This is a genomic window from Pseudomonas sp. S60 (assembly GCF_016647865.1).
Taxonomy (GTDB): Bacteria; Pseudomonadota; Gammaproteobacteria; order Pseudomonadales; family Pseudomonadaceae; genus Aquipseudomonas; species Aquipseudomonas parafulva.
The window spans coordinates 1-22,838 of record NZ_JACVVH010000056.1 but is presented as its reverse complement, the minus strand read 5'-3'; the positions used below and the strand labels follow the sequence as shown (position 1 = coordinate 22,838).

17 protein-coding genes and 3 pseudogenes are annotated in these 22,838 nt (G+C 53.0%); 8 read left to right on the top strand and 12 right to left on the bottom strand.

Features of this window, described 5'->3' with window-relative positions:
• Window positions 1-434 precede the first annotated feature (434 nt).
• The 3 genes and pseudogenes from IAE33_RS21530 to IAE33_RS21520 form a co-directional block, all read right to left on the bottom strand.
• A complete protein-coding gene (locus IAE33_RS21530; protein WP_201165016.1) occupies window positions 435-1,163 on the bottom strand; it encodes a metallophosphoesterase family protein in 729 nt (242 codons plus the stop codon).
• A 95-nt stretch (window positions 1,164-1,258) separates the two neighbouring features.
• A pseudogene (locus IAE33_RS21525) lies at window positions 1,259-1,755 on the bottom strand (hypothetical protein).
• A 69-nt stretch (window positions 1,756-1,824) separates the two neighbouring features.
• Window positions 1,825-2,133, bottom strand: a complete 309-nt coding sequence (locus tag IAE33_RS21520; RefSeq protein ID WP_117140661.1) for a hypothetical protein — start codon at window positions 2,131-2,133, stop codon at window positions 1,825-1,827.
• 621 nt (window positions 2,134-2,754) lie between these two features.
• On the opposite strand from IAE33_RS21520, the gene IAE33_RS21515 reads away from it, so the two are divergent.
• Window positions 2,755-3,195, top strand: coding sequence for a transcriptional regulator (locus IAE33_RS21515; protein ID WP_117139638.1), 441 nt, complete (start codon window positions 2,755-2,757; stop codon window positions 3,193-3,195).
• A 287-nt stretch (window positions 3,196-3,482) separates the two neighbouring features.
• On the opposite strand, the gene IAE33_RS21510 is transcribed toward IAE33_RS21515, so the two are convergent.
• The 4 genes from IAE33_RS21510 to metC all read right to left on the bottom strand — a co-directional run bounded on the left by IAE33_RS21510 (window position 3,483) and on the right by metC (window position 6,958).
• The gene (locus tag IAE33_RS21510) at window positions 3,483-4,238 is read right to left on the bottom strand and encodes an amino acid ABC transporter ATP-binding protein (RefSeq protein ID WP_117139586.1); all 756 of its coding nucleotides are present in this window, start codon (window positions 4,236-4,238) and stop codon (window positions 3,483-3,485) included.
• Window positions 4,235-4,885, bottom strand: coding sequence for an amino acid ABC transporter permease (locus IAE33_RS21505; RefSeq protein ID WP_201165014.1), 651 nt, complete (start codon window positions 4,883-4,885; stop codon window positions 4,235-4,237). The genes IAE33_RS21510 and IAE33_RS21505 overlap by 4 nt, the downstream gene beginning before the upstream one ends.
• Before the next feature lies 1 nt (window position 4,886).
• A complete protein-coding gene (locus tag IAE33_RS21500) occupies window positions 4,887-5,714 on the bottom strand; it encodes a transporter substrate-binding domain-containing protein (RefSeq protein WP_201165012.1) in 828 nt (275 codons plus the stop codon).
• A gap of 89 nt (window positions 5,715-5,803) precedes the next feature.
• Complete coding sequence (gene metC, locus IAE33_RS21495; protein WP_117139589.1) at window positions 5,804-6,958, bottom strand: cystathionine beta-lyase; 1,155 nt, start codon at window positions 6,956-6,958, stop codon at window positions 5,804-5,806.
• 108 nt (window positions 6,959-7,066) lie between these two features.
• Between metC and IAE33_RS21490 the strand changes: the two genes are divergently transcribed.
• The 6 genes and pseudogenes from IAE33_RS21490 to IAE33_RS21465 all read left to right on the top strand — a co-directional run.
• Window positions 7,067-7,981 (top strand): LysR substrate-binding domain-containing protein, encoded by a 915-nt coding sequence (locus tag IAE33_RS21490; RefSeq protein WP_201165010.1) that lies wholly within the window; start codon window positions 7,067-7,069, stop codon window positions 7,979-7,981.
• 245 nt (window positions 7,982-8,226) lie between these two features.
• Entirely contained in the window at window positions 8,227-9,408 is a 1,182-nt protein-coding gene (locus IAE33_RS21485) for an NAD(P)/FAD-dependent oxidoreductase (protein WP_201165008.1), read from the top strand.
• 849 nt (window positions 9,409-10,257) lie between these two features.
• Window positions 10,258-12,681: a tellurite resistance TerB family protein gene (locus tag IAE33_RS21480; RefSeq protein WP_201165006.1), complete on the top strand. Its 2,424-nt coding sequence runs from the start codon at window positions 10,258-10,260 to the stop codon at window positions 12,679-12,681.
• The gene (locus tag IAE33_RS21475; RefSeq protein ID WP_117139595.1) at window positions 12,678-13,973 is read left to right on the top strand and encodes an ATP-binding protein; all 1,296 of its coding nucleotides are present in this window, start codon (window positions 12,678-12,680) and stop codon (window positions 13,971-13,973) included. Before IAE33_RS21480 ends, IAE33_RS21475 begins: the two co-directional genes overlap by 4 nt.
• A 43-nt stretch (window positions 13,974-14,016) precedes the next feature.
• Complete coding sequence (locus tag IAE33_RS21470; RefSeq protein ID WP_328804901.1) at window positions 14,017-16,200, top strand: DEAD/DEAH box helicase; 2,184 nt, start codon at window positions 14,017-14,019, stop codon at window positions 16,198-16,200.
• 296 nt (window positions 16,201-16,496) lie between these two features.
• Window positions 16,497-16,992: pseudogene (locus tag IAE33_RS21465) on the top strand (TonB-dependent receptor domain-containing protein); the annotation flags it as partial.
• Window positions 16,993-17,009: 17 nt separating this feature from the next.
• Here the strand turns inward: IAE33_RS21465 and ykgO are convergent.
• Window positions 17,010-17,138: a type B 50S ribosomal protein L36 gene (ykgO, locus tag IAE33_RS21460; RefSeq protein WP_201165004.1), complete on the bottom strand. Its 129-nt coding sequence runs from the start codon at window positions 17,136-17,138 to the stop codon at window positions 17,010-17,012.
• A gap of 697 nt (window positions 17,139-17,835) precedes the next feature.
• On the opposite strand from ykgO, the gene IAE33_RS21455 reads away from it, so the two are divergent.
• On the top strand, window positions 17,836-18,750 hold the full coding sequence (locus IAE33_RS21455; RefSeq protein ID WP_201165002.1) for a LysR family transcriptional regulator: 915 nt from the start codon (window positions 17,836-17,838) through the stop codon (window positions 18,748-18,750).
• A gap of 79 nt (window positions 18,751-18,829) precedes the next feature.
• On the opposite strand, the gene IAE33_RS21450 is transcribed toward IAE33_RS21455, so the two are convergent.
• From IAE33_RS21450 to IAE33_RS21435, 4 genes and pseudogenes are all read right to left on the bottom strand, one after another.
• Window positions 18,830-19,720 carry a TauD/TfdA dioxygenase family protein gene (locus tag IAE33_RS21450; protein ID WP_201165000.1) on the bottom strand — a complete coding sequence of 297 codons (891 nt, stop codon included), beginning with the start codon at window positions 19,718-19,720 and terminating at the stop codon, window positions 18,830-18,832.
• A 23-nt stretch (window positions 19,721-19,743) separates the two neighbouring features.
• Window positions 19,744-20,775, bottom strand: coding sequence for an ABC transporter substrate-binding protein (locus tag IAE33_RS21445; protein ID WP_201164995.1), 1,032 nt, complete (start codon window positions 20,773-20,775; stop codon window positions 19,744-19,746).
• Window positions 20,776-21,160: 385 nt separating this feature from the next.
• Window positions 21,161-21,451, bottom strand: a complete 291-nt coding sequence (locus IAE33_RS21440; RefSeq protein WP_201164993.1) for a TraR/DksA C4-type zinc finger protein — start codon at window positions 21,449-21,451, stop codon at window positions 21,161-21,163.
• 32 nt (window positions 21,452-21,483) lie between these two features.
• A pseudogene (locus IAE33_RS21435) lies at window positions 21,484-22,764 on the bottom strand (dihydroorotase); the annotation flags it as partial.
• Between the last annotated feature and the right edge of the window lie 74 nt (window positions 22,765-22,838).

Genomic DNA, 22,838 nt, shown 5'->3' with positions numbered 1-22,838 from the left:
CGGCGGCCTTGCCGCCGAAGTACCGATCTCCCCCTCCCCCGCGGCCTGCCGGCTGACGCATCCGGCTGGAAAACCGAATACCTTCAGATCAACATCAAGAGCAAAGGCCAGAGCAGAAAAGCGAAAAGCAGAGCGGATTTTTCCTGACAGAGCGGCGAGGCTCAGGCACCGCAGCTTTTCTCTTGCTCTCAAATATAAGAACTCCGTCTCGCTTAAAAATTTTCAAGAGGGGGGGGTGGACAGGATGTCGCATCTATAAAAGTAATGTCGCTTTTTGGAAAGTTTGTCCGAGGCCGCCCTACATTTTCAGCAAATTAGAGTTGTTACCCTGATTGATTTCGGTGAACGTTTAGGAGGTCAAGCGCGCCAGATCAGGTATCGATATCTCCGATACGGCACCGCTGGGAAACGCTCAAAAATCGTCACATGAATGGTTAGATTTCGATGGTGAAATCAGGCGAGAAACCAGTAGGCTCGCGAGGATAACCTCGCGGGTTCGATACCACTCGGCAGCCTGCAACAACCGTGTCGACTGCTTGATGAGTGTGACCAAAAACCCAGACATCAGCCTGAGCGACCAGATCATGCCACTGATTGAAGTACGCCGCGCCGAGATGCCCTTCGTGACCCTCGCCGGCGACATCCTGGATGGGGCAATGGTGGGTTACAACGACAGTATTGCCATCAAAGTCCTTCGCCAATTCGGTAGCCAGGAACTCGCGTGTCGCGATATTTCGAGCGATGAGGTCGACGGGACGAAGCTTGCTGTAGCCCTCTCCGATGCGGATCCTCTTGAAGTCGGTCATCCACTCCGCACAGACCCTCATCGCCGCTCTGTAGTCGCCCGTAGCCGTGTAGTCCGTCCAAGCTGTAGCGGCCAGAAAACGCGTGTTACCGATGATCAGGATTTGGTTTTCTAGGACGTGCACGTGCTCAGCAGCCGAATCACGCATTTTTGTGAACGTCCGGTCTAGATGGCCCTTGTAGAACTCGTGATTGCCGCAGACGTAGATCACCTGACATTTGAAATTGCCGTTCGCCCAGTCTACTCCGCGGCCACGCACTGAGATGTCGCCGGCCAATACGACCAGATCAGCACCCGTGGCGGGAGGACGGAATTCAGCGAACTCCAAATGAAGATCTGAGTAGATTGTGATTCGCATCGTATCGCCAGGTCTCCGTATCGACAGGCTAATTGGCTCTCTGGTGCATCCAGCGAAGCGGGGGCCCTGCAGGAAATAGCTGCTTCCCTAGGCTATCAGCGTACGGAGATACCAAACGCTGAGAATTCATCAATCAATTTTTTCCGACTCAACATTTTTGGAAGCCTGAACACATTGCGATAGCCGTAATAAACCCCCATCGGGATAATTATCAAACCTAGCCCAAGTGTCGCTGTAGCAGCGATAACTCCGCCAGGAATAGAGAGCAGCGCAACCACAATTCCTTTTAAGACCGTCGCCCGTGCAATGACCCGAAAATCATCGAGATCATATTCAACTTTACCATTAACTTTTTCATAAGCGATTAGGACAATAGATTTTTTGCCACATGCTTGAAACACCAGGTTCGCGGGACATCTTTAGCCATGGCTCCGTGCCCTCTAAGATACTTAGGTACTACAACTTGCTTAAAGTAGAACGTATTGACTTGCTAATCCTCCAGCCGCACGCGACTATAAAGCTCATCAAGATCACCGACAGCTTGGAGATCATAGTTCTTGATAGTGACAACCATTTTTTTTAGATCAGACATGCATTTTTCCTTAATCATGCAGAGCTGCGATTTTTCCAGGAGCCTTGGGCACTAGGTCGGGAGCCCCGGTCAGCCTGCACGCAGGATCAACGCCTGAGGCACGCCGTCGATAACATCTTCAATGAAGAGCATGTGGCTCACGGCTACGTAACAGGAACCATTTTCCGTAATGTATAAAGTGTAACCATGCTCTTGACGCACCTCTTGAACTGCGCTTGTTGTAAAGGTGTCTCCGTCTTCAAAGCGATTGCAGGCGTCATTAAAAACCGCACCCCTCACGCCCTTATCCTTGAGGCGGGCATCTAATAAAAAGCCCGTCACTGGATGGCTGAATTGTTGCTGAGCCGCCTCAGCTAATTTTTCCCGATAGTTATACATTGCGCTCTCAGCACTAATTTAAATCTCAACAGTACAAACTGGATCAAAACCACAGCCTTCCTTTGGATAACCGCGAGGATTACTCACTATTCGGCAGCCATCAAAAGTCAAGTCAACATGACTATGCGTACGTCCAAAGACTCACCGATCTGTAAAATTCATGGTTGCCGCTAACGGCCATCCGCGATGTGAAGGTGTTCTGGGCCCAAGCCACGCTGCTCCCTCTGGTATGTATGTCTCCCGCCCAGATCACGAGACCTACGTCAGCGTCGTCCACGTCGAGTGGAGGCCGTTTCGAGAACTCTAAGTGCAGGTCTGAGTAGCTTTTCACTCTCATGTCAACAACGGCTCTCCGGATCAGGCTGGCAGGAACGGACTAAACGTTTTCCCAGAAAATTGACGTCGCTTGAGAACGTACTCGCCACTCGCCACCTCTAGGGAGGATTTAGCAGAGTATTGAGCGCGCATCATGTGATGCGACACGCCTTAGACAGTGATGAAGCTGCTGCCCAGGTGAGCGCAAGGGCACACACAACCAGAGGCGCCACTGGAATTACTATAAGGGTTTGAGTCGAACTGCGCAAACGCGGCATATAGTGGGATTTCCGGTACGGGATACTCATGCTCCGGCAAGCTTTTGCTTCAGCACTCAAATTCATGCGCCTTCGACGCCAAGTCTTCCAGACAGATTTCGAGGGGGGCGTGTCCCAGTCGCACGTCTCTCGGCTTGAAAGGAGCGAGTCGAGCGTCACACTGCAACGCCTCGATGAAATCGCCGGCCTGCTGAAAATCCATCCCCTCACTCTTATTGCATTGACGTACGGGGCTAGCGAAAAAATGCCTCCGGCGGAGCTGTTGGAGCTTGTCCGCACTGAACTGCAGGCTGTTGATGCGCTTGACCAGCCGCTCTCGATCGACGATCAAACCGCGCCTCATCCTCGCGTCATCGAAGCGGGAAAATTGCGCGATGAAGTTCAGCGATTGAAATCCCTTGGCCACTCGAAAGCGGAGACCGCCAGGATGCTGGGTATCTCAAAGTCGACGGCTGCGCGCCACTGGTAGAGCCGTGCGGATTTCTCGGTGAAATTAGAATGGGGGATGCTTCAGACGGACGTCTGTTGAAAACGGGGATGAGCAGGGATCATCACGATCTTGCTCACTGATCAACCTGCTCAGGCACGACCTCAACAGCCAGTCTTCAAATGCCTCATGAGCGTCGAAGCTGTTGATTAAGCCCCGCCAGCCCTGGTCGACTGACGCGGGGTAAAAGGTCTAGGCAGCAATGAGGGGCCTCCTCACAATCGCTAGACTGTAAGTGGCCCCTGAGCTCGAGCAATTGTGTTGTGATCTCAATACCGGCAGAGAAACTTCTGGATCCGCTCATTAGGACTGTTGAAGAAGCTTTCGGGTGGCTCGTCTGCCACCACTACTCCATGCTCCATGAACACGATTCGATCAGCAGCCTCACGAGCAAAACGAAGCTCGTGGGTTACCACCAGCATTGTCATCCCTGAGCTAGCCAATGACCTCATGACCGAAAGGACTTCATCTCGAAGTTCGGGATCCAGCGCAGATGTGGGCTCGTCGAAGAAAATCACCTCAGGTTCCATTGCCAAGCCGCGCGCAATAGCCACCCGCTGCTTCTGCCCTCCAGACAGCTTTGCAGGATAGCTCTGCTCCTTGCTTTCAAGGCCTACCTTTGCAAGCAATGTCCGTGCACGCGCATAAGCCTCAGCTTTTGCGATTTTCTTGATACTGATGAGGCCTTCGGCCACATTCTGCAGAGCCGTCATGTGCGGAAAAAGGTTGAAGGATTGAAAGACCATCGCGGTTTTTCGTCTGAGCAGCTTTATCTGGCGCTTGGACTCGCTATCGAGCTTACCGCCCACCCCAACTTCGACACGATGGCCACAGACTTCGAGGCTCCCTCCGTCTGGCTTCTCCAACAAATTGAGCGAGCGGAGCAACGTAGTTTTACCCGATCCGGATGGCCCCAGAACTACTACAACCTCGCCGCTATTCACCTCGAGGTCAATCTGATGAAGGACATTCAGTGAGCCAAACGACTTACGCAGACCACTGACACGTATTTTCGGATTGCTCATCGCATATGCCTCGTCCAGCGACCTTCCAGCCAGGTTTGTAGAATTGTCAGTAGCTGATTCACTACCCAGTACATGGCGCCTACCATCACAAACATTTCCATGTATTTGAAGGTAGCGGCACCTACCTGCTCCGCCACACGAGTGAGTTCCATAACGGTGATCGTTGATGCCAGGGACGTGTCCTTAATAAGCGCGATCAGCCGGCTGCCCATCGGCGGGAGCGCAATTCGAAATGCCTGCGGGAGAATGATTCTACGTAAGCAAACCCAATAGCCCATGCTCATGGAGTCGGCAGCTTCCCACTGCCCAGGATCGACGGAGTTGATACCTGAGCGAAAAATCTCACTCAGGTAAGCGGCTGCGAACAAACTCAGTGCAATCAAGGCTGAGGGTATCGGGCTCACGACGATTCCGTAATGAGGTAGACCGAAGTAGATCAGCAGCATCTGCACCAGCAGCGGTGTACCACGGAAAATGGATACATAAGCGAATGCAATGGTTCTCAGTATCCGACCCTGGGAGTTTCGGAGCAGCGCGATGGCCAAGCCCAGCACGCAGCCAAGCACGAACGAAGCAAAGCCCAAACCCAGCGTCATTAGAAACGCCGTCTGCAATAGAGGCAACGAGCGAAGGAACAGATCCCACATATCATTTGTCCTCGGCTAGCTCAGCCAGTGCTGCATCGATGCCTCTAGTCATGTGGTAGTTCGTACCAATCCACTTGGCTGAATATGCGTCAACCGTGCCGTCCTTGACCATGCTATCGATCGCACTGCTGATGGCATCTCGCAAAGAGTCCTTACCCTTCGCGACTACGGGTGCCGACAACTGATAGGTCAGCGGCTCGCCAACCGCTTTGATGGGTAAATTATTGGTTTTTTTGAATTTCTCACCACTAAAAAGGGAAGAGAGCACGCCATCAACTCGGCCAATGGCCAAATCGTTGAACAGTAGACCGCCATTTTCATACGCACGAATATCTGACGACGTCATATGCTTGCGAGCCCACGTTTCGTTGCTACTGCCAGAGGTCACGCCTACAGAGTTCCCTGGCATGTCCTTGATGCTTTTGATGGAATCGTTGTTCTCTTTGACAAAAATATAGAACTGCTCGACACCATACGGGTTTGCAAAATCGACCTGCTTACGACGCTCTTCGGTGGGTGTCACGTCGTTCATGACCACATCGTATTTATCTGTTTTCAACCCCTCGACGAAATTCTTAAAACTGTCCGCTACAAACTCGACTTTCGGCACCCCTATACGCTTTGCCACTTCTTTTGCAATAGCGACATCATAGCCAGCAGCATTATTATCCTCCCCCAAGTAGCTCCAAGGCGGACTCGATTGGGTGTTAGCGACTCGAATGACACCACGCTCTTTAATGACCTTCAACGAGTCTTCAGCACAAGCGCTCATCGAAACACCGCACAACATCGCAACACCCAAAACGACACACGTAGTGAACTGCTTCATTAATATTCATCCTATATTATAGTGCAGAAACTCTGCTGCTTATGGCAGGATTAAATTTCATCGCAATCTTATCAGTCGCAAGATTTGCATCAATAGAGTATTCGGGAATACGCAGCGATTGCCTGTTGAAGGTCTTCCCGTAGAACTTCTTCGTCTTCTAGCCCGATGGACACGCGGATAATGGATTGATCGGTAGGCGAGAAGCGCCTCGTGGCTTGTTGGCTTGCTGGGTAATACGCAATCAGACTGTGCGTGCCCCCCCAACTTGCACCGATCGGAAACTTTTTCAATGCGTTGAAGAACACACCAAATTGTTCTTCGCTAGGAGGTGCTTGCAGTACAAACGAGAACAAGCAACCTGGGCCTTTGAAATGTCTCTTCCAGATCTCATGCCCAGGATGGCTTTCTAGCGGGGGATACAATACCTCCTTGACTTCAGGCACCGTTTCCAGCCATCTCGCAATGCGCAGTGCTTTATGCCCCTGCTCCTTGAGGCGCAATGCATAGGTCTGCAGCCCTCGCTCGACCAAGAAGCAGTCATCAGGGCTTACAGCTTGACCGAAAATGCTCTGCGCTTCTCGAAGCGCACCGTAGAGCTCGAAGTTATCAAGGCTGACGCTTCCCATGAGGACATCTGAGTGGCCACTGAAGTACTTAGTAGCTGCTTGAACAACAAAATCAACACCGTGCTCAATGCCCCGAAAGAACAAAGGGCTGGCCCAGGTGTTGTCCAGCATGGTCAGCACACCATGACGCTTGGCGATTTCGGTGATCGCAGCAATGTCCTGCATTTCCATCGTGACAGTGCCTGGGGCTTCCATGCAGATCATCTTGGTGTTGGGACGAATCAGCGCTTCAATTTCAGCATCGATGGTGGGCGGATAAAACTCCACATCCACGCCCATGTTAGCAAGCCATTGCCGGGAGAAGGTTTTGAGTGAGCCATAGCATGACTCTGAGATTAAAAGGTGATCCCCTGCCCTAACAAAAGCCATGACCGTCGTGATCAGGGCCGATGCCCCAGAAGGCATGAGCACGCAGTGCTTTGCGCCCTCAAGATCCGCGATTCGACGCTCAAGGCCGCGAGCGGTTGGGGTGCCGGTGATACCGTAGCTGTAGCCGTCGGGTTGACGCTCTTTACGAGAGACGAAGTCTTCAAAGGTGTCGAAGACGACTGTGGAGCCCCGCCAGACTGTGGGTGATAGGCTGGCAAATGGGTTTCCAGCGTGATCCATATACTTCATTCAACGCGCCCTGCGATGTCAATATTGGTGGATCACATCTTGCGATAGGAAAAACGGTGTGGCTATATTTTGAATTATTAAGTCAATAAGCAAAGGTTATAGACCCCTATGAATCTCCGCGAAATCGAAGCCTTCAGGGTTGTCATGAATGCTGGCAGCACTAGCAAAGCCGCCAGCATGCTGGGCGTTTCCCAGCCAGCAGTCAGCCAGGCCATTCGAAAGCTGGAAAGCAATGCTGGATTTGCGCTGTTCCATCGCATCCGTGGGCGTCTAGTACCAACCCAAGAAGCCCAAGCCCTGATGGTCGATGTCGAGAGAGTTTTTGTAGGCATGGAGGCAATCGAGCACCGGATGAAGAGCTTGCGAAATTACGGCACGGATCGACTTACGGTTGCTGCGCATCCTGCACTAGGCAACGCATTTATGCCTCGTGCGCTGGCCAGCTTCGATCTAGCGACTCGAAACCTCCGCGTCTCCCTTAAGGTACTCAGCAGCCGCGAGGTTCATCAGGAGATATCGTCCGGGCAGTGCGATTTCGGGCTGATGGCTGACGAGATGCCAGTGATGGGACTGGAGCACTCCGCGTTTCTCGACGTGCCTGGGGTGATTGTGATGCCGAAGGGACATCCATTGGCACACAAGACCGTGATCGATCCGACTGACCTGCCAGACCATGATTTTCTAGCCCTTAATCCGGAAGATAGCAGCCGGTTGCGCTTGGAGGACGCACTGCAAGCGGCTAACGTTGCACTCAACTTACGGATCGAAACGCCCTATGGCCACGCCATCTGTGAGTTAGCGCTTCGAGGAGTGGGAGTCGGTTTTGTTAGCCCCATTTCCGTGGTCGATTATCTGGATCGAGGCCTGGAGGTAAGGCGGTTCGGGATCGATGTCAAATTCAGCAGTTTGCTGCTATTCCGCCCCGGAATGCCGCTGGGAGAGAATTCGAAGAAGCTCATTTCCAACCTGAGAATTCAGCTGAAGAAAGACTTGGATATGGTGCACAGTCATCTAGGAGCGTAATCCTCCACCCGCTGGGCAACCTCCATGACCGTTGGTAAATCCTGCCTATCCTATAAGCAGCACTTCTAGACCTAGTAGTTCGTACGGTTGTCTCAGGGCGCCCAGTCAGTAGGCTTGAATACGCTAGTAGCTCGGGCACTTTCCGGCTGTGGCGAGGATGAAGCTGGGTACTTCCTCACACCCAATGTGAGTCCTCACAGAACAGTAGCTACCCTGCTTAGGCATATCACGTCCAAGGGAGAGATATGAAATTGAAAATTGGTGTGATTGGTGCCGGCGTCATTGGTCTATCGACTGCACGCGAGCTTGCGCTCAAAGGTGCGAACGTAACGCTCTTTGAGGCTGGGTCGGTGGGAGGCGGAACCAGTTCGACTACCTACGCGTGGATCAACTCAAACGGGAAGTCCCCTTTGGGTTACCACCATTTGAACGTGGAAGGCATGCGAGAGCATCAGCGCCTTCAGAAGCAGAACACTGATCGCGCGCCCTGGCTCGACGAAAGCGGGACGCTTGAGTGGGCAACGGATAGCGAGCGTACCAAGCGGTTGAGTGCTCGAGTACTTTCCTTGCAGAGCAAGGGATACCCTGTTCAGTTGCTCCGGATCGACGAGATCAAGCGCCTCATTCCAGAGCTGGTAGCACCTGCGGATGGGATTGATGTGTGGAGCTTTCCAACCGAGGCAGTCCTTTCTCCGTCAATTTTTCTCGCATTCTTGCGTAGCGAGCTGGTGCGCCTTGGCGTAAAGATTCTCGAACATCATCAAATTACAGATATCGCAGAGCATGCCGGAGGAGTATCGCTGACGATCAATCAACGAGGTAAATGGGAGGGGAACTTCATTGTCTGTGCGGTCGGACGATGGACTGCACCAGTGCTAGCCAAGGCCAACGCTCAGATCGCAATGATCGATGCCGACCAGCCCGGGAAGATCGGATGTAGTTTCTTGGGATACACCACACCGGCCCAAATCCAGCTGCGCTCAAACCTCATCACTCCGGAACTCAACATACGCCCGGATGGAGGTGGAAGATTGCTGCTGCAGGCTCCTGACCTCGACCATGCTGCGGATCCGGGCATAAATTACGCACTAGACGGCGATGTGGGACGAGAGTTGCTGGCTCGATTGGGCCGTGTCTTCAATAACACCCAGGAGGTTCGCCTTGAGCGTCTGCTTGTGGGGCAGCGCGCACGTCCGGCTGATGGTTTGCCAGCCGTGGGCTATGTATCAAGTCACGAGCGCCTGTATGTGATCGCAACACATAGCGGTATGACCCTGGCACCAGTGCTGGGAAAACTCGCTGCTGAGGAATTGATTGATGGTGAACGGTCGCCCTTACTAAAAGGCTTCGAACCGAATCGACTGATGGGCAAGACAAGTACCGACTTCAAGCCCATCGAGACGATCCATTTCCCTGCTGCCCAGTAGGTTGTACAAGCTCTAATGACAAAACATACCAGCTCCCAAAAACACATCCGACAAATGGTAACCGGAGTAGGATTGCTTGAACGACCAGCCGCAGAACGCAGTGACTGAACCTGTCCTGCATGTGATGCTGTCGTTATCGAGAGCAGTACCCTAAAGAGAAAGCAGCTATGAGCACGTTTATCGAGCGCAATCCTAAAGAGCGAGTCGTCGAAGAAGCATTTCGAATACTCGCCGAGAACGGCTACATTTCTACTAGACCCGACCCCGCAGACAACATATTCGAGGTTGCAGAAAAGCTGAGGCTCCGTGCGCAGTTTAGCAGAGAGGAAGATCAACCATCCGAAAAGCAGTAATGATACTACTGGGTAGTCCTGTAACGCCTTTTCCATGGATCAGCCCTGAACGGGACTTAAGGCCGTTTTGTTAAGGTATCAATGTAATTAATCATCGTCTTCTGTATGCCTCTGACCGCCACGTTACCAAGGATGTAGGGCCAATAGATCTTGTCCAAGGGTTTAGGTGGAGGCCTGGGCGCGAAGCCTTATCACTTTTGAACCCTTTCACATATCGCTCGTGGTGACCTGCCTCATACATACCTCCAAGCGGAAATCTGACGCTCATCAGCGACCTCAAGCGCCCTGAATTCTTAGCTTAGTGAACTGAGATAGCCATACGTAGGCGGCGGGTAACGCTGTGTACAGGAGCCGCTGTACCATCGCATTCGAAATCTCGTGAAGCTGTTGAACGCGGCCTCGGAGAAAACCCTTCCCTTCGTCTAATAGGCTTGGCCGGCCAAAAAAAATCCGTAAGAATGTCATTTGGCCATTACCCACCTCATGGAACACTCGTATGCCACGGAAGCGAAAAGGGAGCGGCGGCGGGCCGATCGCTCTGTACGCCTTGTTATTCGTTGTCGCCCTATTGGCGCAGATTCCGAAGCAGGTATGGATTGCACTCGGAGTCATCCTGGGCATAGGGGTGTTGGTATGGGCGATCAGGCGCCCCTCCCTCGACAATCCCAATGACGCAGAGGATGAGCTCACGGCTGAAATTGCCACAGCTACCCTGCAAGCAAACTCACCCAGTGTTCCCGCCCAGTTCAGCGCAGCAAGCACGCGCGCGCGCGAACCTGAATTCCATATAGTTCAAGTAGGCACTCCACCCAATCAGGGCTTCACCATTCCCAAGCCCCCACAGCCGATTGGGGTGCGTTGGCTTGCGGAAGGCGAATCATTCAACGTCGCAGGGCTCTCCATACCAGGCGGGATGCTCTACATCACCGAACGCGCAACCCAATTCGGTCATTCCGAGCCTTCTTTGCTTGATGCAACCCTTCGAGTTGCACGATCCCCCATGAGCCTCACCGATCGGCAAATGCCCTACTGGCCTAGCTACAAGAGCATCACGCCAGAGGCACGTCGGGCCTATCTGCAATGGCTGGCCGGTGGACGTCGTCAGCCAGCCGATGCCGGGTACGTATTCCTGTTCTTCTATGGGCTTGAACGGCGTGCGCTGATTGATGCGCCAACCGACCCACAGGCGAAGGCTGAACTGCCTGCGATCAAAGCCGAAGTGAGGCGTCTGATAGATCTCTACGGCGGTAACTCTTCCTTCCGCGGCTACGCAACACGCTTCCTCGCTCATCTCGAATCAGGCTCGCTCCAAGCTCAAAGCTATTTGAGCGAGCCGCCCACCATGAGCTCCGATGGTTATGAACTGCCGATGTCACTTCGCGTCGCTCTGGGTCAGATGGCCGTGGATAAATTCCCATTGAATCCAAGTTGGGCATTGGCCTGGGCTCAGTCAGAGCCAAACATCTCCAGGCGCACACCTGTGACTCGTTGCCCGGAGCAGTTTGCAGCACTCTTCAAAAACGAGTTCGCAAAGCGCTACCCCAACGGGATCGCGCTGGCTCAGAACAAAACCAAGCTCAAAACCGCCTATCGCCCAGCCTCAGCGACACTGAACATTCCGGCTGAATCCGTGGGTGACTTACCGGACGTGAGCGCCACCTCTGGCACCCGAAATAAGCTGCAGGTTATCGTTGAAGACTGCACGAACGTGCTCGACCCTTATAGCCGGTACCTGGGGCGCAACCCGGATGCAGCGGGCTCACTTGAAGCCATCCTTCAGCTACCCACTGAACTCTGGCCAGCAGAGGCTCAAACTGAGCTCGATCAGCTTGCGCAACGTGTGGGCGGTGAAACTATTTGCATGAGCTTCGGCGAGTTGGCCGGGCGATTCAAATCCGCCGGCGCGCTTTCACGTGACAAGGTGGGCGCGCTGGCCCGTGCCTTAGAGAGCAAGCGCATTGGCCTGGAGCCCGATGTGCTCTCCGGTAGTCGCACACCTAAAGCTGAAGACACCATCGCTCTGTTCGCTGCTGACTCGGAGGAAGGCTCTCTTCGCTCATCGGACGCCTACAACGCTGCAGCTGTGACCCTTGATCTGGCCAGCGCTGTCGCTGCGGCAGATGGTGACACCTCTCTCGAAGAAGTGAGCTTATTGTCTGGGCACATCGACTCGTGGGATCACCTCTGTGTGGCCCACCGCAAGCGCTTGAAAGCCCACCTGAAAATTCAGCTGAAACAGCCCCCTACCCTGGCCAGCCTCAAGAAGAAGCTGGAGCCTTTGACTGCAGAGGCTAAGCGAAAAATTGCGAGCTTCCTGGCCCACCTGGCCCAGGCAGACGGCGAGGTCACGCCGCAAGAAGTGAAGCTGCTTGAGCGAGTTTACAAGTCATTGTCGCTGGATCCGCAGTTCGTCTACAGCGATTTGCACAGTGCTGCGGTACTGCCTGCTCGTCAGGTGGATACAGTGACAGGGACGGCAAGCCCAACGATAGCTAACAAACCGGCACAGACATCCGACGCAGGCTTTGTCCTGGACATGGACAAAGTCGCTCGCCTGCAGCAGGAGACAGCTGAAGTATCAGCGCTGCTCGCCAGCGTATTCAGCGACGAGGTCACCGCTGAAACTAGTAATGCCCACCCGCCTGAAGTCACTCAAGAAGCGGAAGAGAGCGCTGCGGAGCAGCTTGCCACCGTTCATGGCCTGGACATGGAGCACTCAGCCTTCTTACGTCTATTGGTTTCACGAACCGAATGGAGTCGTGCCGAGCTTGAGGACGCTGCGAGCGATATGGAGCTCATGCTGGATGGCGCATTAGAACGGATTAACGACACCGCCTTCGAGCTCTTCGACATGCCGGTAACCGAAGGTGACGACCCGATCGAAATCAATCCCGAAATTCTGGACGAATTAGCCCTATGAGTAAGATACGTGCCAAGGATCGCGACGCGGTCATCCAGTCACTACGTGCAGGCGTTGTACCTCGCGTTGGCCAGCATTTGATTCAGGTGGGCCGGGCCGGCGAGCTCGACTCGCTGCTCAAGGATGTTGATCGATTGGCCGATGGTGGTTCGGCCTTCCGTGTGGTCGTTGGTGAGTACGGTGCAGGTAAGACCTTCTTCCTGAACCTCGTGCGCGGTATCGCCATGGAGCGCAAGCTCGTCACCATGCATGCCGATCTGAACCCGGATCGTCGACTCCATGCCTCCGGTGGGCAAGCTCGGTCGCTGTATTCTGAGCTGGCCAAGAACATGGCCACAAGAACGAAACCAGATGGTGGTGCACTCCAGGGCATCGTCGAAAAATTCATTTCCCAGGCCAAGTCTGAAGCCAAAGCCAAGGGTGTGGAAAGCGAAGCCGTCATTCGTGAGTACCTGGCAGAGCTCACTGAGATGGTTAATGGCTATGACTTTGCCGAGGTCATCGCAGCGTACTGCCGTGGTTTCGAAGAGGGAAATGAGCAGCTGAAAGCAGATGCCATCCGCTGGCTGCGTGGCGAATTCTCCACCAAGACAGATGCGCGAGCTGCACTTGGTGTGCGCACGATCGTCGATGACGCATCGGTTTACGACCAGTTGAAACTGCTTGCGCGCTTTGTGCGGTTGGCAGGCTTTGGCGGTTTGATGGTCTGCCTCGACGAATTGGTAAACCTCTACAAGCTTGCGAACACCCAAGCCCGTAATGCCAACTACGAACAGATCCTGCGCATTCTGAATGACTCGTTGCAGGGCTCTGCAGAAGGTCTCGGCTTTGTCCTGGGCGGAACACCAGAATTCTTGATGGACACTCGCCGCGGCCTGTACAGCTACCCTGCCCTCCAGTCCCGTCTGGCAGAAAACACCTTTGCCAAGTCTGGCCTGGTTGACCTGTCTGGCCCGGTCATTCGACTGAGCAGCCTGACACCCGAAGATTTCTTCGTGCTGTTGCAGAAGCTGAGGCACGTGTACGCCTACGGTGAACCTGAAAGATTCCTGCTGCCGGATGAAGCGATCCCAGCCTTCATGGCTCACTGCAATCAGCGACTGGGTGAGGCTTATTTCCGCACGCCGAGGACTACGATTACAGCGTTCATCAGCTTGCTTGCGGTGATCGAGCAAAATCCTGGAGCAGATTGGCGCTCGCTGGTCGGCGCTGTGGAGTTGACCAAGGACGAAGGTGCCCAGCAGGATCTAGAAGTCGAGGCAGATGATGAGCTCGCCAGTTTCAAGCTCTGATTCTTCATCATTCGAGCGCCTGCACCCCGAGGTTCAGCAGTGGATCTGGTCGCAGGGCTGGACGTCGCTACGCGATGCGCAGGAGTGGGCGGTACCGGCTCTCATAGGCGCCGATCAGGACGTCATCATCGCGGCCTCAACTGCCGCGGGTAAAACCGAGGCCGCTTTCCTTCCCGTCCTGAGCAACCTCTTGAACGATACGAGCACCGCAGGCGCGGTGCTCTACATCAGCCCTCTTAAAGCCTTGATCAACGATCAATGGGACAGGCTGAGCAGACTGTGCGAACGACTGGAGATTCCAGTCGTCGCGTGGCATGGGGACGTGTCCGCAAGCAAGAAACAACGCTTTCTCAAATCACCTGAAGGCATTCTGCTGATCACACCTGAGTCGCTTGAAGCACTCTTCGTGAACCGAGGCTCAAGCTTGCCAGGTGTTTTTCAAAACCTACGTTACATCGTCGTGGATGAGCTTCACGCGTTCATTGGCAGCGAGCGTGGAAAGCAATTGCAGTCTTTGATGCAGCGCGTGGAGACAGTCGTTGGCAGGCAGCTTCCACGTGTGGGCCTATCTGCCACCTTGGGTGAGATGTCTCTGGCTCAGGTGTTTCTAAGGCCGAACAACCCTGAGCAGATCACCGTCATCAACTCGACGTCGACAGGCCAGGAGCTGCAAGTTCAGGTACGCGGCTACATCGAGCGTCCAATGCAGCAGGTGGTTGCCGACCATGGTAAGCGACAATCCTCTGAGGAAGATGCCACAGACGAGGAGACCGAGGAGTCAGGCTCTAAAGTTGCGATCGCCGGACATCTCTACAAGGTTTTACGCGGGCACAACAACCTGATCTTCCCTAACCGGCGCCAAGAGGTAGAGTGGTTTGCAGATCGACTGCGGTCGCTGTGCGAAAACGATGGCGTTCTCAACGAGTTCTGGCCACACCATGGCAGCCTCTCAAAAGAGCTGCGAGAAGATGCTGAGCGTGCCCTAAAAGCCGGCGATCCACCCGCTTCTGCTATTTGCACGACGACGCTTGAGCTAGGCATTGATATCGGAAACATCAGAACAGTTGCCCAAGTGGGATGCCCACCCTCTGTAGCTAGCCTGCGACAAAGGCTCGGAAGATCGGGACGGCGCGCAGGCGAGCCTGCCATCCTGAGAGGCTACTGCCGGGAGCGCGTGCTCACGGATCAGTCCGACCTTTCCGATCAACTGCGTGAAGGGTTGGTGCAAACCGTTGCCATGATTCGCTTGCTGGTGGCCGGTTGGTTTGAGCCCCCTCGTTCGAAGGGAATGCATGCTTCCACGCTCGTTCAGCAATGCCTGTCGACCATTGCCCAAATGGGCGGCGCCAGCGCTGCCCAACTGTGGAACGATCTCATTGCCAGCGGCAGCTTCGCGAGCGTAACGAAGGGCGATCTGATGTTGCTGCTCAAAGGCATGGGTGAGAAGGAGCTGATTGTCCAGGACAGTTCTGGTCTGCTCCTGCCAGGTGAGCTGGGTGAGCGTCTGATCAATCACTATGAGTTCTACACCGCTTTTACCAGCGATGAAGAGTTCCGACTGCTCAGAGATGGCAAACCACTGGGATCTCTGCCCGTTAGCCGGCCACTCTCCAAGGGGCAGAGAATCATCTTTGGTGGCCGACGCTGGCAGGTTCAGGATGTAGATCTTGAAGCCAAAGTCATCGTGGTTACCCCAACGCGCGGCGGCGAGCCACCCCAGTTTGACGGCTTGGGCGCTCAGATACACGATCGCGTTCGAATGGAGATGCGGAGTGTTCTTTCGGAAACAGCACCCTGCCCTTTCCTGGACAAGCAGGCCCAATCATTGCTCCAGGAAGCGCGGCAAACATTTCATGCCCTCGGGCTCGGGGAAAAGTCGATCGTGGGATCGGCTAGCGCCAGCCATCTTGTAACTTGGCAAGGCGACTACACCAATGATGCCTTGGCTTTGCTGCTGAGGCATGTGGGCATCCAGTGTGAGAACTCGGGACTTTTTCTGGACATCGCATTTGGTGCGGAGGATTCACTGAAAGCATTGCGTACCGTCGCTCAGCTAGATGTCTCTAATCTGGAGCCCATTCTCGAGAACGTGGAAAACATGATCCGAGAGAAATGGGACTGGGCTCTTCCTCGACCGCTTTTGATGAGGTCGTTTGCCTCAAGTCACCTAGATCTGCAAGGCGCGGTGGAAATAGCTCGAAAAATCAGTGAAAACCAGTACCAGTAGAGGGCGCTTGGGCGTGTCCAGTAGCAGCGGACGCCCAACAGCCCCCGCTGCTGGGCACTGCTACCGCTCGGCGCCCGTTTGAGCACGGCCCGCTCTGGCCCCATTACAGCAGCTGAAGCCAAACGCACCATCACAAGCGCTGCGTGGTTGCCCCCCCTTTCTTCAGCTCACATGACCAAAGCCGGAGAGTCGAATCGCTCGATGAGAAAATCCGTTACTCCCCGTTGTCTGAGACTTGAGCTTCTACACAGGAGCGCCTCACTCCTAACAACAGGCAGTACCCAATGCAACAGTGCAATGGGTACGAGACCCAATACGGCGCCATCACCTCCTTGACCTGGCGGCCCGAGGTTGAATGGTTGCACGCCTTCGCCCTGGAGGGCGGTAGCGATATGCAGAAGCAGGAAAACCGCAGCGAGCGCTACAACACCATCAACCGCGTGCGGCAGACTCAGACTCGCGACCAAGATTTCGACTTCAATACCGTTGGAGCCTATGTGCAGGCCGAAATCGAGCCCTTTGAGTCGCTGAAGATTGTCCCGGCCCCGCGTCGACAAGATCAGCGGCGATTTCACTAACAAGCTTACCGACCAAGATTACGACATCAACGACTATGGCCTTATCAAACAGCCGAAGCTCAGTGTCGTCTACTCACCCTGGAAGTTTGCGAGTTTTTATGCGAACTGGGGCCGCACTTTCCAGGTAGGCACAGGTGCAGCTGCCTACAAGGTACCGCCGCGTAATGAAGACCTTGATCCATCGATCAACGAAGGCTGGGAGACCGGCATTCAGAAGATTTCACATTTTCTTCACACCACCTTGCCGCGCCTTAAGCGCGGATTGGATTTGCAGATTACGTAGAGTCTCCCGCGCCGCTTCACTACCTGGCAGTCCCGATGGCGATTCTTGGCTTGCTTGAGCGATGAAAGGACTTGCATAGCACTACTCCTGTTATGTAATAACACTATGATAACGAGAGTCATTCTCGATTACGACCACTCCTGCCGGCCATCACTCTCGAGTCTTCAGGACAGCCGGCGCGTCCTTAGCTGTCCCCTGGGTATTAAATCGGTTACCAAACATCGCGCGTTTGGAGGTGCGGCAACAACCCATGGAGCGCGTCGGAATCACAAGGACGAATCCGACTACGGAGCATTTCGAACGCGCGTGACGCTTTGCGGTTTTCTTTGTATGCATGCATCGGCGACATGGCATTAGACTGCCGATGCCAATAATTTGGCGTCGTATTTTTGTTTTTGTTTGTATGAATTACGTGCTTAGCAAGGAATTTCAATAGCCGATTTTTTAGTCAAGCTCAAGCTCAAGATCTAGCCCGTCAAGCGCGGGCTAGTCGGCTGCGATGCTTGTAATTGTCAGCCCTAATAATCCGGGCCATCCCTTTTGAATAAGTTCACAATCATTACCGGGACTTTGCTATTCTAAAAAACAGAACAACTTATAAGTACCGTGAAACAGCTCTAATATACTCAATGACAACCCGAATTACCGGAACCGTTTAATTGCCCTTCAAGTACATTCCAAAAAGGAATAACAATAGATCGATCAATTATTTGGCTTGATTACTTGAAAGATATAACATCACCAAATTTATAACTAGTAGCCTGTGAAACGTACATGAATATTGATCTCCGCCAGCTTCGTCACTTTATTGCCCTAATCGAACATCGCAGTTTTGCTGCAGCTTCAGCAGCTGTGCATTTGTCTCAATCGGCATTCAGTCGCAGCATACAAAGTCTAGAGAATAATATTGGATACAGATTAGTTGATAGAGGTGAAAAGGGGTTAAACCCTACACGGCATGGCTTATTGGTTCTTGAGCACGCGCGACAAATCGTTCATGGCGCTCGCAGCTTGATCAGAGAGGTTGAGGATTTTAGCGGAACCAGCACGGGCCTGGTAAGATTCGGTTCTGGCCCAGCAGCTGCGGGCGGGCTAGTTGCAATTGCGGTAGGGCGCTTCATTACAGAATATCCGGCAGTTAAGACATATCTGCAAGTAGACAGCTGGCAAGGTCTCAAACAAAAGCTTTCTGCCGAGGACATTGATTTTTTCATAGCCGATAGTGACGAGTTTGAGTCCAGCCCTAACCACAAAATAACACATATAAAACCTAGGCGGTGGAACTTTTGTTGCCGCGCAGGGCATCCTCTGAGTTGTAAGGAGGAAGTGCGGGCGGAAGATCTACTACAGTACCCACTAGCGACAGTATTTCACCCTCCCAGAATTCACAAGCTTCTATGTGAGCTTAGTGGGCGTAGAGACTTCACCCCCACGGTAGAGTGCGAACATGGATACGCCCTGATAAACATCGTTCAACAATCTGACGCAATCGGAATTGCATGCACAAACAATTTTCAACAACAAGAAGCGAATCCGCGATTTATCATTCTAAAACTCGCGAATCTACTACCAGAACACGAGGACGCTTTCTATACACGCTACGGGATAGTCAGCCGTGTTGACATCGGTTTATCACCCATGGCAAGAGCACTAATAAATCAATTAGTTACTAGTGATAAAGAGATTTAAGGAGAAGCTATCGTAAATGTCTGAGTGGCGCCAGGGCAGCACAACCTGACGCCATACTTCAAACTTTATCGCGAGATATTCAGCCTTTGCGTATTGATCGGCTCAGAGATCCATCCACCGCCACTGGCACCTCACCTTTTAAAGTGACGCGGCGCATCAGCCTCCGCTGCGTACCATAATCGTTGAGCGCATAGTGCTGGGTTGCTCGATTATCCCAGATAGCTACATCACCCAGACTCCAACACCAGCGCACAGTGTTTTCTAGGGCAGTTACATGCCCCTGAAGCAGCGATACTAGCTTCCTTGAATCTTCCAGTGAATATCCTCTCAAATATTTAACAAAATGACCAAGTTGCAGTGTCCGCTCGCCAGAGATCGGATGCACTCGCACTACTGGATGCTCAGCCTCATAAATGGTCGACAAAAAACTACTTTGCTTATCCCTAATTCCTTCTGTAGGAGGAATGTAGTCATAGTCGTTGGTATGGATTGCCCACAGCGTATCGGCAAAGGCACGGAGATGCGCTGGCAGGTTTTCATAGGCGCTTGCGGTATTCGCCCAAACTGTATCGCCGCCAGATTCAGGTAAAATGATACTGCGCAATACAGACGCTTTGGGGTAAGCGTCTATAAAGGTTACGTCCGTGTGCCATGACGCTGCACGACGGCCTGAATCGCCGTCCAGCTCAAGCATATATTTAGTGCCACCTACCGCAGCTAACGTAGGGTGACGAGCAGGTTCGCCTAGTAGTTCAGCAAATGCCTCCTGTTCTTGGTCATCCAAATGATTCTGACCGCGAAAGAAAATGACCTTATACTTAACCAGCGTTTCCTGGATAGTCTCTACTGCGTCTGCTGCCAGGCTGCCGGAAAGTTTAATTCCTCGAACTTCAGCACCAATACGACCAGCAACTGGGATAATTTCTATCCCGTTTTGATATTCAGAACTACTCAATGGTTTTTCGCTCATACACCACCCAACTATGGCTGAATTTATGGGTTAACTTTAGCCGTGGCTTTCTCGGCCATTACTTTGTTCATGTAGCTTCGTTCTACCCAGTCGCGGGCCTCAAAGCGGCGACGTATTAAACGCTCACTAAAGGCTAGCTCGATACTCTTTTGTAATCCCGAAACAAAATCTGCATCGAGCCGCGGGTCAAAGTAAGTCGCTAGATCCTCATCTGCCAGCTCGGTCTCCAAGACATATGGCGGCCATGAAGAGTTTTTTGTAAATAATTCGATGTAAGTTTTTTTGTTGCGTTCATCTCTTAACCAATCTGAAGCTTGCTTTTGAACCTCGAGCAGTCGCGTCACGAGCTCTGGATAGTCGCGAACAAATTTTCCAGTGCCAAGAAGCATGATCTGAGTACTCCCAGCATTCTGCAATTCTTTTGAATTGACAGGAAGCTCTGCCAAACCGCGTTGCTGCAGAACTATCAAATTGGAAAGCCCCCAGGTTCCATCAATTTGGCCTGCGGCCAATGCCGCATTCGCCGCATTCGGATCTAAGTTGATTACTTTTACGTCACGCTCCGAGAGCCCTTGGCTGGCCAGAGCGCTAACAAATGATAACTGAAGAGCAGTGCCTCTAAATACAGCTATGCGCTTGCCTTTCAAATCACTCAACTGCTTAATCTCGGAGCCAGGCCGAACGGCTAGATAGCTTTTTATCCCGCGCACACCTACGGATAACACACGAGTATCCAGCCCACCAGCTTTCCCAACGATAGCCGCCAGGTCGCCCATGTATGCAATATCGACTTGATCATTCGCTAGTGCCTCATTGATGACTGGGCCAGCACCTTTAAAAAATCGCCACTCAATAGTTATTTTATCTTTCTCAAATGCTTTCTCGAGCAAGTGTTGCTCACGGATTACATCTATCACGCCTCCGGCAGCATGCTTGTCGCTTCCGCCTGCATCCGGAACGGCAATTCGAATGGTGGCAGGCGCACTATTCGCCGCATAAGCTGATGTAGTCATCAATGTCAAAGTAAATAGAGCGAGCTGAAAAAGTCTGTTCATATTTTTCCTGAGCCACCTGCATGATGCTTAAGCAATGTATAGCGGCACGTTAAATGAACATATTGAATTTTACAAACAGAAAAAAATAGCTAAGCACCATGCACAAGGGCATAAGCCAATGAATACGCCACACCGGGTAGGTCATGCAAGTGATGCAAAAGCGAAATGAGGAGATTGCAACGAGCGCGCTATTTTCCGCACATCACTTATCGTGTATATAGAAAGGAGTGAGGCAGAGCGCCCTCAAAAAACTATAACCAAGCTTAGCTGTACTCCTAGCGGAAGCTTTAGCACTCATAATGTTAAAATAGCAATCGAGCCGCCTTAGGCAAGGAATCGATCCCCATATGTTTAAAGTATCTTGTTGGGTCAACTACTAACCAGCCTAGTCTTCCCGCACATGCCGCTCTTTCCTTTCCTGCCACTCCTTGGCTTCAACGCTCAACTTCGCAGTTGGCCGCAGAAGCAAACGTCGCAATCCAATGGGCTCTCCCGTCTCTTCGCACCATCCATACTCTCCTCGCGAGATCCTCTCCAAGGCTTCGTCAATCTTGTCCAATAGCTTCTTCTCCCGCTCAAGCAGGCGCAATTGCCACTGCAGCTCTCGGAAGAACCCCTGTTGCGCGGCGTCCATGTAATCGTCAGCTGGCAGAGAAAGCTGCTCTTGTTCCGTCATGTCGGTCACTCTCGCTCGATAATTTTGAGTTGTCAGGATCGCTGCGCACCGAAGGCCAAAGGCAGGCCTTGGCAGCTCTCATTAACGCATCCGCCATGCCAGGCCAGTTGCCCAGAAACTACAGTCGTCATTACTCGGTGCCGCAACTGGTGATTTTTTAACGGTGTCCACTGACAGTGAGCAAGGATCGGGTCATGGGCGACTGGTCGTGGTTCCTCTAAACGCTCTACAAGAGCGAGGTCTGCCCAGTACCCCTCTCGCAGATATCCGCGCTCCTGGATCGCGAACAAGTCCGCAACCGCATGACTCGTCTTTTGCACCAGTTGAGTAATCGGCAGAACACCTTCTTCCACCAGCTCAAACAACGCAGGAAGCGCATGCTGAACCAGGGGTAATCCAAACGGCGCAGAAGCATACGCCCTCTGCTTCTCTGCCAACGTATGTGGGGCATGATCAGTACCGATTACATCGATGCGATCATACAGGAGAGCTTGGCGCAGGGCATCACGATCCTCTCGGGTTTTGATGGCGGAGTTGCATTTGATGAGATTGCCAAGGCTTGCGTAATCACGGTCATCGAATAGCAAGTGATGTGCGCAGACCTCTGCAGTGATCAATTTGTTCGCAAGAGGGCCAGGCTCGAATAATTTCAGCTCCATAGCCGTGGTCAAATGCAGCACATGCAGGCGTGTGTTGAACTTGTTGGCAAGCTCCACTGCCAAGCTTGATGAGCGGAAACAAGCGTCCGCATCTCGAATTACCGGGTGCATTGCCGGCGGGATGAAATCACCAAACTGCTCGCGGTAATGAGCCTCGTTGGCCAAGATTGTAGGCGTATGCTCACAGTGCGCGAGCAAGATAGTAGGTACATTGGCAAACAGCCGCTCCAGTACTCGAGGATCGTCAAGGAGCATGTCTGCCGTCGACGCGCCCATGAACACCTTCACACCTGCGACCTGCTGCGGGTCAAGACTGGCGACTACATCCAGATTGTCCTTGCTGACTCCAAAGTGAAAGCCGAAGTTTGCGACTGACGAAGCAGCGGCTCGGGCTTTCTTATCTTGAAGCGCGGCGAGGGACAAGGTAGCCGGATTGGTATCGGGCATGTCCATAAAGCTGGTAATCCCACCCGCAACGGCGGCTCGGGACTTATTCGCCATGGTTGCCTTGTGAGCAGCGCCAGGCTCACGAAAGTGCACCTGGTCGTCGATCATTCCTGGCACAAGCCAGCGACCCTGCGCATCAATTTCGACGGAGGCGTTAACACCATCGATGCTACCTGCAATTTTCTCAATTCGGTCATATGCAATGAGAAACCGAAGATGGTCGCGCCCTAGCTCTCAAGCCGATGAATTGCCCAGGCGGCACCCTCCTCTATCGACACGGC

What these genes read in the sequence shown, in the direction of transcription:
- IAE33_RS21530 (WP_201165016.1), bottom strand. Translation starts at nt 1,163, where the DNA reads ATGCGAATCACAATCTACTCAGATCTTCATTTGGAGTTCGCTGAATTC.
- IAE33_RS21520 (WP_117140661.1), bottom strand. Translation starts at nt 2,133, where the DNA reads ATGTATAACTATCGGGAAAAATTAGCTGAGGCGGCTCAGCAACAATTC.
- IAE33_RS21515 (WP_117139638.1), top strand. Translation starts at nt 2,755, where the DNA reads ATGCTCCGGCAAGCTTTTGCTTCAGCACTCAAATTCATGCGCCTTCGA.
- IAE33_RS21510 (WP_117139586.1), bottom strand. Translation starts at nt 4,238, where the DNA reads ATGAGCAATCCGAAAATACGTGTCAGTGGTCTGCGTAAGTCGTTTGGC.
- IAE33_RS21505 (WP_201165014.1), bottom strand. Translation starts at nt 4,885, where the DNA reads ATGTGGGATCTGTTCCTTCGCTCGTTGCCTCTATTGCAGACGGCGTTT.
- IAE33_RS21500 (WP_201165012.1), bottom strand. Translation starts at nt 5,714, where the DNA reads ATGAAGCAGTTCACTACGTGTGTCGTTTTGGGTGTTGCGATGTTGTGC.
- metC (WP_117139589.1), bottom strand. Translation starts at nt 6,958, where the DNA reads ATGAAGTATATGGATCACGCTGGAAACCCATTTGCCAGCCTATCACCC.
- IAE33_RS21490 (WP_201165010.1), top strand. Translation starts at nt 7,067, where the DNA reads ATGAATCTCCGCGAAATCGAAGCCTTCAGGGTTGTCATGAATGCTGGC.
- IAE33_RS21485 (WP_201165008.1), top strand. Translation starts at nt 8,227, where the DNA reads ATGAAATTGAAAATTGGTGTGATTGGTGCCGGCGTCATTGGTCTATCG.
- IAE33_RS21480 (WP_201165006.1), top strand. Translation starts at nt 10,258, where the DNA reads ATGCCACGGAAGCGAAAAGGGAGCGGCGGCGGGCCGATCGCTCTGTAC.
- IAE33_RS21475 (WP_117139595.1), top strand. Translation starts at nt 12,678, where the DNA reads ATGAGTAAGATACGTGCCAAGGATCGCGACGCGGTCATCCAGTCACTA.
- ykgO (WP_201165004.1), bottom strand. Translation starts at nt 17,138, where the DNA reads ATGCAAGTCCTTTCATCGCTCAAGCAAGCCAAGAATCGCCATCGGGAC.
- IAE33_RS21455 (WP_201165002.1), top strand. Translation starts at nt 17,836, where the DNA reads ATGAATATTGATCTCCGCCAGCTTCGTCACTTTATTGCCCTAATCGAA.
- IAE33_RS21450 (WP_201165000.1), bottom strand. Translation starts at nt 19,720, where the DNA reads ATGAGCGAAAAACCATTGAGTAGTTCTGAATATCAAAACGGGATAGAA.
- IAE33_RS21445 (WP_201164995.1), bottom strand. Translation starts at nt 20,775, where the DNA reads ATGAACAGACTTTTTCAGCTCGCTCTATTTACTTTGACATTGATGACT.
- IAE33_RS21440 (WP_201164993.1), bottom strand. Translation starts at nt 21,451, where the DNA reads ATGACGGAACAAGAGCAGCTTTCTCTGCCAGCTGACGATTACATGGAC.